12 protein-coding genes are annotated in these 13,800 nt (G+C 62.1%); 7 read left to right on the top strand and 5 right to left on the bottom strand.

The annotated features are described in order from the left end of the window. Positions 1 to 143 precede the first annotated feature (143 nt). Positions 144 to 1,730, top strand: coding sequence for a chemotaxis protein (locus C1896_20665; protein ID AZZ47129.1), 1,587 nt, complete (start codon positions 144 to 146; stop codon positions 1,728 to 1,730). 168 nt (positions 1,731 to 1,898) lie between these two features. After that, entirely contained in the window at positions 1,899 to 3,818 is a 1,920-nt protein-coding gene (locus tag C1896_20670; GenBank protein AZZ47130.1) for a GGDEF domain-containing protein, read from the top strand. Here C1896_20670 and C1896_20675 read toward each other — a convergent pair. Together C1896_20675 and C1896_20680 are read right to left on the bottom strand one after the other, a co-directional pair. Then, positions 3,807 to 5,225, bottom strand: coding sequence for a histidine kinase (locus C1896_20675; GenBank protein ID AZZ47131.1), 1,419 nt, complete (start codon positions 5,223 to 5,225; stop codon positions 3,807 to 3,809). The genes C1896_20670 and C1896_20675 overlap by 12 nt on opposite strands. Continuing rightward, positions 5,218 to 5,889, bottom strand: coding sequence for a DNA-binding response regulator (locus C1896_20680; GenBank protein ID AZZ47132.1), 672 nt, complete (start codon positions 5,887 to 5,889; stop codon positions 5,218 to 5,220). The genes C1896_20675 and C1896_20680 overlap by 8 nt, the downstream gene beginning before the upstream one ends. Before the next feature lie 177 nt (positions 5,890 to 6,066). On the opposite strand from C1896_20680, the gene C1896_20685 reads away from it, so the two are divergent. The 5 genes from C1896_20685 (at position 6,067) to C1896_20705 (ending at position 11,383) form a co-directional block, all read left to right on the top strand. Further along, the gene (locus C1896_20685; GenBank protein AZZ47133.1) at positions 6,067 to 7,329 is read left to right on the top strand and encodes an outer membrane porin, OprD family; all 1,263 of its coding nucleotides are present in this window, start codon (positions 6,067 to 6,069) and stop codon (positions 7,327 to 7,329) included. Positions 7,330 to 7,362: 33 nt separating this feature from the next. Further along, entirely contained in the window at positions 7,363 to 8,337 is a 975-nt protein-coding gene (locus C1896_20690) for a tripartite tricarboxylate transporter substrate binding protein (protein AZZ47134.1), read from the top strand. Positions 8,338 to 8,398: 61 nt separating this feature from the next. After that, on the top strand, positions 8,399 to 8,842 hold the full coding sequence (locus C1896_20695; GenBank protein AZZ47135.1) for a tripartite tricarboxylate transporter TctB family protein: 444 nt from the start codon (positions 8,399 to 8,401) through the stop codon (positions 8,840 to 8,842). Between the two features lie 2 nt (positions 8,843 to 8,844). Further along, positions 8,845 to 10,359, top strand: coding sequence for a tripartite tricarboxylate transporter permease (locus tag C1896_20700; GenBank protein ID AZZ47136.1), 1,515 nt, complete (start codon positions 8,845 to 8,847; stop codon positions 10,357 to 10,359). Between the two features lies 1 nt (position 10,360). Further along, positions 10,361 to 11,383, top strand: coding sequence for a hypothetical protein (locus C1896_20705; protein AZZ47760.1), 1,023 nt, complete (start codon positions 10,361 to 10,363; stop codon positions 11,381 to 11,383). Between the two features lie 74 nt (positions 11,384 to 11,457). On the opposite strand, the gene C1896_20710 is transcribed toward C1896_20705, so the two are convergent. The 3 genes from C1896_20710 to C1896_20720 all read right to left on the bottom strand — a co-directional run bounded on the left by C1896_20710 (position 11,458) and on the right by C1896_20720 (position 13,632). Further along, on the bottom strand, positions 11,458 to 12,687 hold the full coding sequence (locus tag C1896_20710; GenBank protein AZZ47761.1) for a hypothetical protein: 1,230 nt from the start codon (positions 12,685 to 12,687) through the stop codon (positions 11,458 to 11,460). A gap of 466 nt (positions 12,688 to 13,153) precedes the next feature. Beyond that, positions 13,154 to 13,324 carry a DUF1328 domain-containing protein gene (locus tag C1896_20715; protein AZZ47137.1) on the bottom strand — a complete coding sequence of 57 codons (171 nt, stop codon included), beginning with the start codon at positions 13,322 to 13,324 and terminating at the stop codon, positions 13,154 to 13,156. 71 nt (positions 13,325 to 13,395) lie between these two features. Beyond that, positions 13,396 to 13,632 (bottom strand): hypothetical protein, encoded by a 237-nt coding sequence (locus C1896_20720; GenBank protein ID AZZ47138.1) that lies wholly within the window; start codon positions 13,630 to 13,632, stop codon positions 13,396 to 13,398. Between the last annotated feature and the right edge of the window lie 168 nt (positions 13,633 to 13,800).

A 13,800-nucleotide genomic window follows, 5' to 3' on the forward strand; every position in this document is an offset into this window, starting at 1 on the left:
CGGTTTAGCAAGACCGAATAGGATCCGTTTGGAAGTCCGAGGATTTCACCGCAAGGTGAATAGCAGGGTTGCGCGATGTCCAGCCTGGGCATCGGTCAAGACGTCCGTGGCGGAAAAATCATCTAGTTTGAGAGAATTCCACCATGCGCTTGAACGTACCGGTCACCGGACGCGACGTGTCCTTCAGTGAGACAGCAAACATACTGTCCACCACCGACCTCAACGGCGATATCACCTATGTAAACCCCGACTTCATAAAGATCAGCGGTTTCGAAGAGCGTGAGTTGCTCGGTCAGCATCACAATATAGTCCGCCATCCCGACATGCCCCCCGAAGCATTCGGTGACCTCTGGTCCAGCGTTCGTGCAGGCAGGTCATGGATGGGAATGGTGAAGAACCGTTGCAAGAACGGCGATCACTACTGGGTCAGCGCCTTTGTCACCCCCATCAGCCGCAACGGGAAAGTGGTCGAGTACCAATCGGTGCGGACCAAGCCGCAGGCCGCACAGGTAGCGGCAGCCGAAACGTTGTATGCGCAACTGCGCGAAAAGCGGCCACCTGCCGCTCTGCGCCGCTCCACCTTGGGCGTGCGTAGCCGTGTCGCCCTGCTCGTCGCCCTGGGTGCTGCTCCCTGCGCTATCGGGGGGGCACTGTTAGGTGGAGCAAGCCTAGTAGCGGCGGTAGCGGCTGCAGCTGCAGCTGCCTTGAGCGCGAGCGTCTTTGCCTACATGGCGCTTGCGCCTCTGCAACGTCTTGCTGCACAGGCTCGGCAGGTGGGGGATGATGCGGTCGGTCAGCTGGTCTACACGGGGCGCCGCGACGAGTTCGGCCAGATTAGCTATGCCATGAAACTGCTCGAAACCGAAGCCGGGGCCATGGTTGGCCGAATCGGCGATGCCTCACGCCAGCTGAGCATGCATGCACGGGAGCTGGTGGGTGCCATGGACAGCAGCGCACAGAGCGCATCGCGTCAGCAGAGCGAAACCGATCAGGTTGCTACCGCAATCAATCAAATGGCGATGAGCGTGCAGGAAGTCGCCAACAACGCCCAGCGCACCGCCGAGGCAGCCAGCCGAGCCAACAGCGAAGCTGCAACCGGTACGGATGTCGTCAATAAGACGGGGGCAGCTATCGGCCGGCTAGCTCAGGATATTCAGCACGCCGGTGATGTCATTCTCGAACTGGAAGCGCACAGCAACGACATAACCAAGGTGTTGGATGTCATCCGCGGCATCGCCGAGCAGACCAACCTGCTCGCCCTTAATGCTGCCATCGAAGCCGCCCGCGCCGGCGAACAAGGGCGTGGCTTCGCTGTAGTTGCTGACGAGGTTCGTAGCCTGGCGTCTCGAACCCAGCAGTCCACCCAGGAAATCAACTCGATGATCGCGGCTTTGCAGGGCGGTGCACGTCAAGCGGTGCAGGTGATGCAACGTAGCCGAGATCAGGCCATGGAAAGTGTCGAGCAGGCTGAGCAAGCGGCACGCTCGCTCCAGGACATCAACAATCGAGTGAACGAGATCAGCGACATGAGCATGCAGATTGCCTCGGCCGTCGAGCAGCAAAGTGCCGTCAGCGAGAACATCAATCAGAACATCGTGAGCATTCGTAGCGGCTCCGATCAGCATGTAGAAAGTGGCCTGCGCAGCCGGGAGACCGCTTCGGGTGTCGCTCAGTTGGCTGACAGCCTGGAAATGCTGGTGCAGCAATTCTGGACACGGCGACGCGGTTAGCCGATCAAGAAGGCTCCGATTGACGTTCCGATGGATGGGCGAGCCGTTAGTAGCCTAGCAGTGGTATCAAAACGACATTACCCGTATCGTTTCGATAGCCAAACCACTGCCTGACCCTCACGGCTGCCTATGCGTCGCGATGGGTCGTTAGACGAGACCTCTCACCTGATGCGATTCCGCCGGCTCTTGCTCTGCTGCCTGTTAACCGCCTTTGCCGGCCTCATGTCGGGCCAGGCCATCGCGGCTTTTGTTCCAAGCGTGGTCAGCAAAAGCGGTGCGGAACTCCACATGGGCGCGGTGGAGTGGCTACCCGGGCATCCCGATGCCGATTTCGCAACCGCTCACACTGCCCCTTGGCAGTGGCAGCCGTTAGCCAAGCCCAATCTCAAGAAACAGCGTGACGGCGCATGGGTGCGCTTCGAAGTTGATAGCAATGCCACAAGCGCCGAGCGCTGGTACCTGAGCCTGAAATGGCCTGTCCTGGATAAGGTGCGTGTACGTCTGTTCTACCCGGCCGAAGGCGAGTGGGGTCCCTTGATGCAGGCTGGTGATCACATTCCCAAGCGTGATCAACCGCTAGCAGACCACAACCTGGTCTTCCCGCTGGAGTTGCGTGGCAATGAACGCGCCGTGGTGTACATGCAGGTACAAGCCCATGAACTCATGGCGTTGCCGTTGAGCATTTACGATGAAACGGCGTTCGCAGCGGAAAAAATTACCGACGTCGCGATGATCAGCCTGTTCTTCGGCGGCATGCTGGTGATTCTTCTCTACAACAGCAGCCTGTTCGTGTTCACTCGGGACGTGGCCTATCTGCTCTATGTTGCCTATCTTCTCAGCGCGCTGTTTTACGTACTCACGATAACCGGCTTCGGCCAGCTATTCCTGTGGCCCGACACGCCTGTTTTCGCCCGCCGCTTCTATGCGCTGTCGGCAGCCTTGTGTTTTTTCACCCCGTTGCTGTTCGCCAGTCGCTTTCTCAAGGTCCGAAGTTATGGCGGCTGGCCCTGGCTGGTCACCTGGGTGCTGATGGGCTACTGGGGCGTGGTGATTCTGGTCACCTTGTTCGCACCCTCGCTGGGTCGTTACTTGATGGCCGAACCGGTCGCCCTGATCCACTGCATCCTGACGATGGCCGCCATCATCAACCTGTGGATTCGCGGCAACCGTTCAGCGCGCCTATTCGCCATCGCCTGGTCGACATTGTTGATCGCTACCATCGCCCACCTGCTGGCGCTTGAGGGGCTGTTGCCGCTGAATGCACTGACCCTACATGGCCAGCTGATCGGTATGTTCGCTGAGTTCGTGCTTTTGTCGATGGCATTGGCCGAGCGCATCAATCACGAGCGTGACCGCCGGATCCTGGCGCAGCAGAGTGCCTTGCAAGCCTCCGATGCATTGGCGCAGGAGCGTGAGTCACGCCTCCAGGCGCAACAGCAGGCGCTAGAGATGCAGATCCGCAACAACGAGGCGCTCGAGGCGCGGGTCTACGAACGGACTCGGGCGCTGGAAGAGGCCAAGCGCGGCCTGGAGAGGGTCAACGAGCAACTGACCCGCATGAGTGTTACCGATGCGCTGACCCAGCTGTCGAACCGAGGGCATTTCGACCTGATGATCGACGAAGAAATCCGCCGCGCCCAACGCACCGAGACGCCATTGTCGGTGCTGCTGCTGGACATCGATCATTTCAAGCGGGTCAACGACACCTACGGGCATGCGTTCGGTGACGACTGCCTGCGGCTGGTAGCCGATACGCTCAAGCAACACGGCCAACGGGCCGGCGACGTGGTGGCGCGCTATGGCGGCGAAGAGTTCGTCATCGCGCTGCCTGGCATGAACAGCCGCGAAGCCGGCGAACAGGCCGAACGAGTCCGCGCAGCCGTGGCAGCGCTACGGCCCGCTCATGGCGAGCAGCGGCTGGAACTGACCATCAGCATCGGCGTGGCGACCCTGCAGCCGCCTGCGAACTGCTCCCCTTCACAATTGCTGGCGTGTGCCGATGCGGCGCTTTATCGGGCCAAACACAACGGTCGCAATCAGGTGGCAATTGCCGAAGCCGACGAGGCTCTCGAGCCGTCAGTCAACTGAATCGGGAACCGGTGGCGGGAAGCGCACCTTTACCAGCAGCCCGCCCAAGGCGCCCTGATCCAGTTCGATAGTCGCCCGGTGGGCACGAACAATTTCGCCAACGATGGCAAGACCAAGCCCGGCGCCCTGCCCTTGCTGGTGCACACGATAGAAACGGGCGAAGACCTTGGCGCGCTCCGCCTCGGGAATCCCCGGACCGTCATCCTCGACCTCCAGCACGCCCTCTTCCCTCACTCTCAGCACCACATTGCCGTCAATTGGCGTATGCGCCAGTGCATTGTCGAGCAAATTGCTGAGCAGCTCCGTCAACAACGTCGGCTCGCCGTCGATCCATACCGGCTGCTCTGCTTCCAGCGCCAGCGCGACGCCCCGTTTGTGGGCCAGCGCAGCCATGGCCAGGCCCAGTTCCCGCGCCAGCTGGCTGAGGTCCAGGCGCTGGGCACCGCCTTCAGCAATCGACTGCGCGCCGGTTTCGATACGCGCCAGCGACAACAACTGGTTGGCTAGATGAATCACCCGGTCGGTATGGGCTCCGGCTTCTTCAAGCGTCTCCTGCCAACGCTGCGGCTGCTGTTCACGCTGGCCGAGTTCGATCCGCGCCTTGAGCGCCGCCAATGGCGTGCGCAGTTCGTGAGCGGCGTCGGCAATGAACTGCGCCTGCCGCTCGAATTGCCCGCGCAGCCGCTCGGTGAAGTGATTGAGCGCTGCCACCAGAGGTTTCAGCTCGCGTTGCACGGCCACCAGCGGTAGCGGCCGCAGATCGTCAGGCTGGCGCTGTTCGACCGCCTCGCTGAGTTTGCCCAAGGGGCGCAACGCCGCGCTGACTGCCAGCCACACCAGCACCAGCGCAGCAATGGCCAGTGATCCGACACGCCACAGCGTATCCACCAGCAGGCTGCGGGCCATGCGCTCACGAGCGCCCAGCGTTTCGGCGACGCGGATTTCAGCAATGCCGTTGAGCTCCGGCTCGCTCACCGGCTGCAGAAGGCTCACCAGCCGGACACCTTCGCCCCGGAATTCCCCGTCGTAAAAGCGCGCCAGCGCGGGATAGTCATCGGTGCGACGGATCTCGGCACCCGGCGCCGGCAGATGCTCGTAGCCGCTGACCAACCGGCCTTCGGTATCCAGCACCTGATAGTAGATGCGCCCGGCGCTGTCGTAGGCAAAGGTGTCCAGCGCCACGTAGGGCACATTGGCGCGGAGCTGCCCATCGTTGGCAACCAGGCCATCGGCGATGGCACGGGCCGAAGCCAGCAAGGTCCGGTCGTAGGCAGTGTCGGCGGCGGCGCGCCCGTTCCAGTAGGCGCTCCAACCACTGAACAGCATCAGCAGGGTCAGCAGCATCGCCAGCCTGCGCAGCAACCCACCGCGCAAACTGCCAGCGCGCGGCTGTATCGCTTCAGGCATCCGCTGCCTCCAGCAGATAGCCCAAGCCTCTGAACGTCACGATGCGCACCGCGCTGCCTTCGAGTTTCTTGCGCAGCCGGTGAATGTAGATTTCGATGGCGTCGGCACTGGCGTCCTCGTCGAGGCCGAACACCTGCGCCGCCAGTTGATCCTTGCTCATGACCCGGCCGGGCCGAGTGATCAACGCCTCGAGGACCGCCTGCTCCCGTGACGTCAGGCTAAGCGGCTGCCCCTGGAGGCTGAAGCGCCGCGCATCCAGGTCATACACCAGCGAACCGCAGCGCTGCTGCCGCTCGCCAGCAGCCACGCTGCGCCGCAACAACGCCTTGACCCGCGCCTCCAGCTCGGAGAGTTCAAAGGGCTTGGCCAGGTAATCGTCAGCGCCGAGATTGAGCCCATGGACCCGATCGGTGACCTCCCCGCGGGCAGTCAGCATCAACACCGGCAGGGTCTTGCCACGCTCACGCAGGCGCGACAGCACCTGAAAGCCGTCAAGCCTGGGCAGGCCTACATCGAGGATCGCCAACGCGTAATCCTCGGTCGACAACGCGAGATCAGCGGCCACGCCATCGTTGAGCAGGTCAACCGTCCATCCCGCAGCGCGCAACGCCTGCGCCACGCTTTCAGCCAGTTGGGGGTGGTCCTCGACCAAGAGAATCCGCATCGCCTGTCCTCTGCCACACACGGAACGGGCCGCCAGTGTAGCGACAAGGCACGCCGCCCGCTGCTTTCGCCCTTGAAAGCCTGGCGAAAGCTTCGCCGCCTAGGATCGGGATCAGGTGGCTCGATCCACCTGGCGCGGCTCACGCCGCCACAACAAAAACAATAGTGGAGATTCAGGATGCTGACTGCCGTCAGAATAAACCCCGTACGCGCTCGCCTTGCCCTCGCCGTCGCGGCTGCCTCTCTGGCGCCCATGGCCCAGGCCGATTTCATCGAAGACAGCAGCGCGACCCTGCAAACCCAAAACATCTATCTCAATCGTGATTTTCGCGAAGGCACCGGCCAGTCCAAGCGTGAAGAATGGGCGCAGGGTTTCCTGCTCAACATCGAATCAGGCTTTACCGAAGGCACTGTGGGCTTCGGCCTAGATGCCATGGGCATGCTCGGCGTCAAACTTGATTCCGGCGGTGGCCGCACCAACACCGATCTACTGCCGGTGCGCGACGATGGCAGCACCCCGGACGAGTTCAGCCGCCTCGGTCTGACGGCCAAGGCAAAATTTTCGGAAACCGAACTGCGCTACGGCAGCCACATCCCGGAAACGCCGGTGGTTACCGCCAGCGACAGCCGAACCCTCCCCCAGGTATTCGAAGGCACCCTGTTGGTGTCTCAGGACGTGACCGGTCTTACCCTGACCGGCGGGCGTCTGGACAAGGTCATCGACCGTGCTTCGACCAACTCTCAGGAGCTGCAGGTCAACAACAAGAATGGTCGTTTCGACAGCGCTGCCGAGGCCGATCATCTGACCTTTGCCGGCGCGCGCTATGACTTCAACGAAAAGCTCATCGGTACCTACTACGCCGCTGAGCTAGACGACATCTATCGTCAACACTTCTTCAACCTGCAGGCTGTACAGCCGCTGAGCGAGAATTCGTCGCTGACCGCCGACCTGCGTTTGATGATCAGTGATGACACCGGCGCAGCCAATGCCGGCAAGATCGACAACCAGGCCTGGAACGGCATGGTGGGCTACAGCCTGGGTGGCCACAAGGTCAGCCTCGCCTATCAGCAAATGAACGGTGACACCGGCTACGCCTACGTCGACGGCAGCAACCCTTACCTGGTCAACTTCGTCCAGATCAACGACTTCGCTAATGCCGACGAGCGTTCCTGGCAAGCGCGTTACGACTACAACTTCGCCTCGATCGGCGTCCCTGGCTTGACCTTCCTGACGCGCTACATCTCCGGTGACAACGCCGAGTACAGCGGCGGCAGCAATGGCAGCGAGTGGGAGCGCGACATCGAACTCAAGTACGTCGTACAAACCGGTCCGCTGAAGAACGTGGCCGTGCGCATGCGCAACGCCATGTTCCGTTCCGATTTCGCCCGTGACGCTGACGAAAACCGCCTGATTGTCAGCTACAGCCTGCCCATCTGGTAAAGCCGTCCACAATAAGAATCAAAGGAGACACCCATGAAGACAGCAATCCGTCGTATCGCCCTGCTCTCGTCCTGCCTGGTCCTGTCCAGCCAGCTGTTCGCCGAGCCCAAGCGTCCCGAGTGCATCGCCCCGGCCAAGCCCGGCGGTGGCTTCGACCTGACCTGCAAGCTGGCCCAGAGCGGCCTGAAAGACGAAGGCCTGCTCGAATCGCCCATGCGCGTCACCTACATGCCTGGCGGAGTCGGCGCGGTGGCTTACAACGCGGTGATCGCCCAGCGTGCCGACGACCCGGCGACCATTACAGCGTTCTCCAGCGGCTCGCTGCTGAACCTGGCGCAGGGCAAGTTCGGCCGCTATGACGAGACCGACGTGCGCTGGCTCGCCGGCATCGGCACCGACTACGGCGCCATCTCGGTACGCGCTGATGCGCCCTACCAGGACCTCGATGACCTGATCGCGGCGGTGAAGAAAGACCCCAGCAGCGTGGTGTTCGGCGCTGGCGCCACCATTGGCGGGCAGGACTGGATGCAGACCGCGCTGATCGCCCGCGCCGCGGGTGTGGATCCGAAGAAACTGCGCTACGTCGCGTTCGAAGGCGGCGGTGAAACCCTCACGGCCATGCTCGGCGGTCACGTGCAGGTCACCAGCAGCGGCCTGGGCGAGGTCGCCCCGCAGCTCGAAGCCGGCAAGATCCGCATCCTCGCGGTGCTGTCCGATGATCGACTGCCGGGCAAGATGTCCGAGATCCCGACCGCCAAGGAACAGGGTTACGACATCAGCTGGCCGGTGATCCGCGGCTTCTACATGGGCCCAGAAGTCAGCGATGAAGACTTCAACTGGTGGAAGACCCAGTTCGACACGCTGCTGGCCGACGAGGACTTCGCCAAGCTGCGCGAACAACGCGATCTGTTCCCGCTGTCGATGACAGGCGATGAGCTCACCGAGTTCGTCAACAAGCAGGTCGCCGACTACAAGGAACTCGCCGGCGAGTTCGGCCTGGTCAAGTAACACCCTGCCGGTAGCGGCTTCCCGAGGGCAGCCGCTACCCGCTCCTCCCGAGGTAACCACCATGTACGTTCGTGTCTTTGCCGCGGCCTGGCTGCTCGCCTGCGCCGGACTGGCGCTGCTCGCCTGGGGTTTCGAGGCGCCCTTCGCCTACGACCCGGTCGGCCCGCGCGCCTACCCGCTATTGCTGCTGTTCCTGATGGCTTGCGGTGCGCTCTGGCTGCTCTGCAAACCACACGGCGACCCGACGCCGCCGTTCGATTGGTCCATGGCCCGGCGCGCCCTGTACTGCGTCCTGGTCCTGCTGGCGTACGCATTGCTGTTCGAGCAGCTTGGCTTCGTCATCACCACCGCGCTGGCCACCTTCGCCCTGGGCCTGCTGTTCAACGGGCGCTTGTTGCCAAGCCTGATCAGCGGCGTGCTGATGGGCGTGCTGCTCTTTGGCCTGTTCGACCTGTTGCTTGATGTGCCGCTGCCGCTTGGCGTGCTGCGCTTGCTGGAGAGCTGAAAATGGAAACCTTGAATTTCTTGTGGCAGGGCTTTGACGTCGCCACGCGGCCGATGAACCTGCTGGTGGCGCTGTTTGGCGCCTTTGTCGGCACCGTTGTTGGGCTGCTGCCTGGGCTCGGCCCGATCAACGGCGTAGCCCTGCTGCTGCCTCTCGCCTTTGCGCTAGGCCTGCCGCCGGAGACTGCGCTGATCCTGCTGGCCGCTGTGTACCTGGGCTGCGAGTACGGTGGCCGGATCTCGGCGATTCTGCTCAACGTACCCGGCGACGCTGCGGCTGTGATGACCACCCTCGACGGCTATCCCCTGGCACGCCAGGGCAAGGCGGGTATCGCCTTGTCGTTGTCGGCGGTCAGCTCGTTCATCGGCAGCATCATCGCCACCTGCGGTGTAGTGCTGTTCGCCCCGCTGCTGGCGAAATGGGCGGTGGCCTTCGGCCCGGCGGAATACTTCGTACTGATGATCTTCGCCATCGCCTGTCTGGGCGGCATGGTCGGGGACAAGCCGGTCAAAACCCTGATGGCCGCATTGATCGGCCTGGGTCTAGCAACCGTTGGCGTGGACTCCACAACCGGCGTCTACCGTTTCACCTTTGGCAGCGTGAGCCTGTCCGACGGCATTCAGTTCGTGATCGTGGTGATCGGTTTCTTCAGCGTCAGCGAAGTCTTGCTGATGCTGGAAAAGACCCACAGCGGCCAGAAAGCGGTCAAGGCCAGCGGACGCCTGCTGTTCAACTTCAAGGAGTTCTGCTTCACCTTCTGGACCATGGTGCGCAGCGCCCTGGCCGGCTTTGTCATTGGTACCCTGCCTGGTGCCGGCGCGACCATCGCCAGCGCCATGACCTACATGAGCGAAAAGCGCATGGCCGGCGACAGCGGCAAGTTCGGCGAAGGCGACCTGCGTGGTCTGGCCGCACCGGAAGCGGCCAACAACGCCTCCGCCTGTGGCTCGCTGATCCCGATGCTGACCTTGGGTGTGCCGGGCTCGGGCACTACCGCGGTGATGATCGGCGCACTGACGCTGTACAACATCACCCCCGGCCCGCTGCTGTTCGAGCAGCAGCCCGATGTGGTCTGGGGGCTGATCGCCTCGCTGTTCATCGGTAACGTCATCCTGCTGGTGATGAACATCCCGCTGGTCGGCCTGTTCTCCAAGATGCTCAGCGTGCCCAACTGGGTATTGGTCCCGGCCATCACCGCGATCAGCGTGGTCGGCGTGTACTCCGTGCACAGCACGACGTTCGACCTGGTGCTGATGGTGGGCCTTGGCGTGTTTGGATACCTGCTGCGCAAGCTGGAATTCCCGCTGTCATCGCTGATCCTCGGCTTCGTGCTTGGCGAGATGATGGAAGACAACCTGCGCCGCGCGTTGTCGATCTCGGCAGGCGACCTGGGCATCCTCTGGGGTAGCCCGATCACGCTGGTGCTCTGGGCGATGGCTGCGCTGATGCTGGCCATGCCAGGGCTGCGCTGGTGGCGCCAGCGCCGTCGCGGCAAGCTGAACGAGGCGAATGCCTGAGATGCCGCGCCAGTTGCCGGGATGGTGGGCGACGCCTCTGGTCGGCGCCCTCGGCGGCTGGCTGGCAAGCCTGGCGAACTGGCCGCTGCCGTGGATGGTCGGTTCGCTGCTGGCGGTCATTGCGGTGCGCTGCAGTGGCTGGCTGGTAAGGGAAGTCCCTCAGGGTCGGCAGGTCGGGCAATGGTTGATCGCCAGCGCCATCGGCCTGCATTTCACCAGCGAGGTCATGCAGCAGGTCGTTGATCATTTCGGCGTGATTCTCGCCGGTGCGCTATGCACCCTGCTGCTGAGCCTGATCGGCATCTTCATTCTCCTGCGCAGCGGCACAGACCGCGCCACGGCGTTCTTTTCCAGCATGCCGGGCGGCGCCAGCGAGATGGTCAACCTGGCCGGTCGCCACGCCGCCCAGCCGGCGATGGTCGCTGCTGCTCATAGCATGCGACTGCTGCTGGTGGTGCTGATCATCCCCGCCCTGTTTACCTGGAGTCTGCCGCCAGTGGATGCCCCGCCACCAGCGCCGGTGAGCTGGCCTTGGTTGGCAGTGTTGTTGCCAGCGGGCGGGCTGCTGGCGTTGCTATGGAAGCGGCTCGGCCAACCCAATCCCTGGATGCTGGGCCCGCTCACCGTCTGTGCCGTTGCCAGCGCCGCTTTCGATCTGCATCTGGGTATGCCTGAGGGCGTTGGCCAGTTCGGCCAATGGCTGATCGGCTGCTCGCTGGGCTGTCACTTCGATCGGCCGTTCTTTCGCAGCGCGCCGCGATTCATGCTGCGCATCCTGCTGTTCACCCTGCTGGCCATGCTCGCTGCGGCGGGCCTCGCCGAAGTGCTGGGTTGGGCGGCCACGCTGAACCAGACGTCGCTGATGCTGGGGATGATGCCCGGCGGCATCACCGAGCTGTGCCTGACGGCCGAGGCACTGCAGCTGTCGGTCGCCTTGGTCACTGCACTGCAGGTGCTGCGATTGTTCCTCGTCATGTTCCTCGCCGAACCGCTATTCCGGTTCTGGCAACGAGCCACGCTTTAACCCGCCTACTGGCGGGTTCTTTTTAGCGCCTGCGTCTTGCTGGCGGTCTGGGCGAGACCTTGCGAATTACCGATTCAGCCAAAGAACCAATAGCAGACCAGAATCGCCGCGACGATGCCGGCGAAATCCGCCGCCAGAGCGCAGCCCACCGCATGCCGCGCCCGCTGGATGCCCACCGCACCAAAGTAAACGGCTAATACATAGAAGGTCGTCTCGGTGCTGCCCTGCACTGTCGCCGCAACCAATGCTGGAAAGCTGTCGACACCCTGGCTCTGCATCGTCTCGATCAGCATCGCGCGTGCCGCACTGCCAGAGAAGGGTTTGACCAGCGCGGTCGGCAGCGCATCGACGAAGCGGGTGTCCCAGCCCAGCGCGTCTACCAGCCAGCGAATGCCGTCGAGTCCGAAATCCAGTGCGCCGGATGCGCGGAACACGCCAATCGCACAGAGCATGGCGATCAGATAGGGCAGCAGACTCTTGGCGACGTCGAAACCTTCCTGGGCGCCTTCGACGAAGCTTTCGAAGACCGGAACCTTGCGCAGCGCACCGATGACCAGAAAGGCAATGATCAGGCCGAACAGCGTGAGATTGCCGAGCAACGACGAAAGAGAAGAAAGTGCAGTGGCCGATAGCCCTGCGAGCAACGCCATGAAACCACCCAGCAACAGCGCACCGGGTATCAGGTAGGCAAGGACCACCGGGTCCCACAGGCGCAGACGCTGCACCAGCGCCACGGCGAGCAGTCCCGCCAGCGACGAAGCGCTGGTCGCCAGCAATATCGGCAAAAAGACCAGTGTGGGGTCCTCTGCGCCTTGCTGCACGCGATACATGAAAATGGTCACCGGCAGCAGAGTCAGGCCTGATGTGTTGAGCACCAGGAAAAGGATTTGAGCGTTACTGGCGATGTGAGGCGTGGGGTTGAGCTCCTGCAACGCCCGCATCGCCTTCAAGCCGATCGGCGTAGCAGCATTGTCGAGGCCCAGTCCGTTGGCCGCGAAATTGAGCGTGATCAGCCCCAGCGCCGGATGCCCGGCGGGCACTTCAGGCATCAACCGACTGAACAGCGGACCCAGCAGGCGCGCTAGCTTTTCGATCATGCCGGCCTTTTCCGCAATGCGAAGGAAGCCGAGCCACAGGGTAAGCGTGCCGAACAGCACGATCATGATTTCCACGGCCAGCTTGGCCATGGCGAAAAGGCTTTCGACCAGTGCGGCAAACACAGCCGGATCGTCGCCGAGCAACCAGCGCGCCAGCGCCGCAACTGCAGCGATCAGAAAAAAGCCCAGCCAGAGGCCGTTGAGCATGGGGTTCTCCAACGAAAGACTGCGGGCGATGATAGCGGTGCGGCTGGAGAACGGCCATGAACCAAACAGGGCGAAGCTATGGAAGGTGCAGCGAATCTGACTCGGGCGCTGCACTAGATTGTGCATTAACCGCTATTGCCAGCGGCCGGTACGCTAATGAGAGGGCGAGATTCCCGCTAGGGGTGCTCTGCTGTGGAGAAATCGCAAGCCGAAGGTGGCATCCCACCTTCGGTCGCCTTTCGCCGAGCCCGGTCCATGACGGAGGTACTCCCTGTACCCCTAGGTCGCTCCATTAAGAGCGTCCCGACCCCTTGGCTCCCCCGCTGTAGGGGCTGATGGGTAAATCACCAGGAGGATGATTGACCCCAGTACCAGCACTTCGCTTTTTGCGAAGGCTTTGAAAAAAGGCATCCAGCCGCTGTTACTTCCCTAATATTGCAGCCGCCCTGACGAGCGGCGTTCCGCATCAGGCTCGTGGGCCGCGGCCTCGTCCGAAAATCAGCGAAGCAACAAACAACACCAGGAATACTACGAACAGGATCTTGGCGATGCCTGTTGCAGTGCCCGCGATACCACCGAAGCCCAGTACTGCAGCGATGATGGCAATGATCAGAAACGTAATAGCCCAACTCAGCATGGTGTAACTCCTCTTCGGTTCAGGACATCTTCAGCGGACCGATCCGCAAGGATCGGGTCGCCTATCTCCAACTAGAAAACCCAACGTTGTTCCGACCGCTCCTGCAAATAATCAATCGTCTGCTCGGCAGGTCCGGTTTGCACAATCCCTACAGGTTGAGCGTCGTACATGCGGATTCGTTCCGCTGACTCATGCTGTGTCTGGCTGAGCGGTTCCGACATTGGCTGTTCGGCTCCGATGATCAACGTGACCACTGCGGCGGTAAGAAAACCTTTTCCAACCAGTAGGAAACGTGCTTGACGATTCATCCTCAACTCCTTCTAAGCATGCGGGGCATGTCTGTCTTAGCGGTTATGTTGCAGGGCTCGTGCCATCCGTTAGTTTTCCTATTAATCCTTTAATTTCAACAACTTAGATACACCAAACATCGCTGCGCCAATTTATATTGCACGATGCCTATGCAGAACGCCGGGCGA

It is taken from the genome of Pseudomonadaceae bacterium SI-3 (assembly GCA_004010935.1).
In the GTDB taxonomy this organism is placed as follows: domain Bacteria; phylum Pseudomonadota; class Gammaproteobacteria; order Pseudomonadales; family Pseudomonadaceae; genus Stutzerimonas.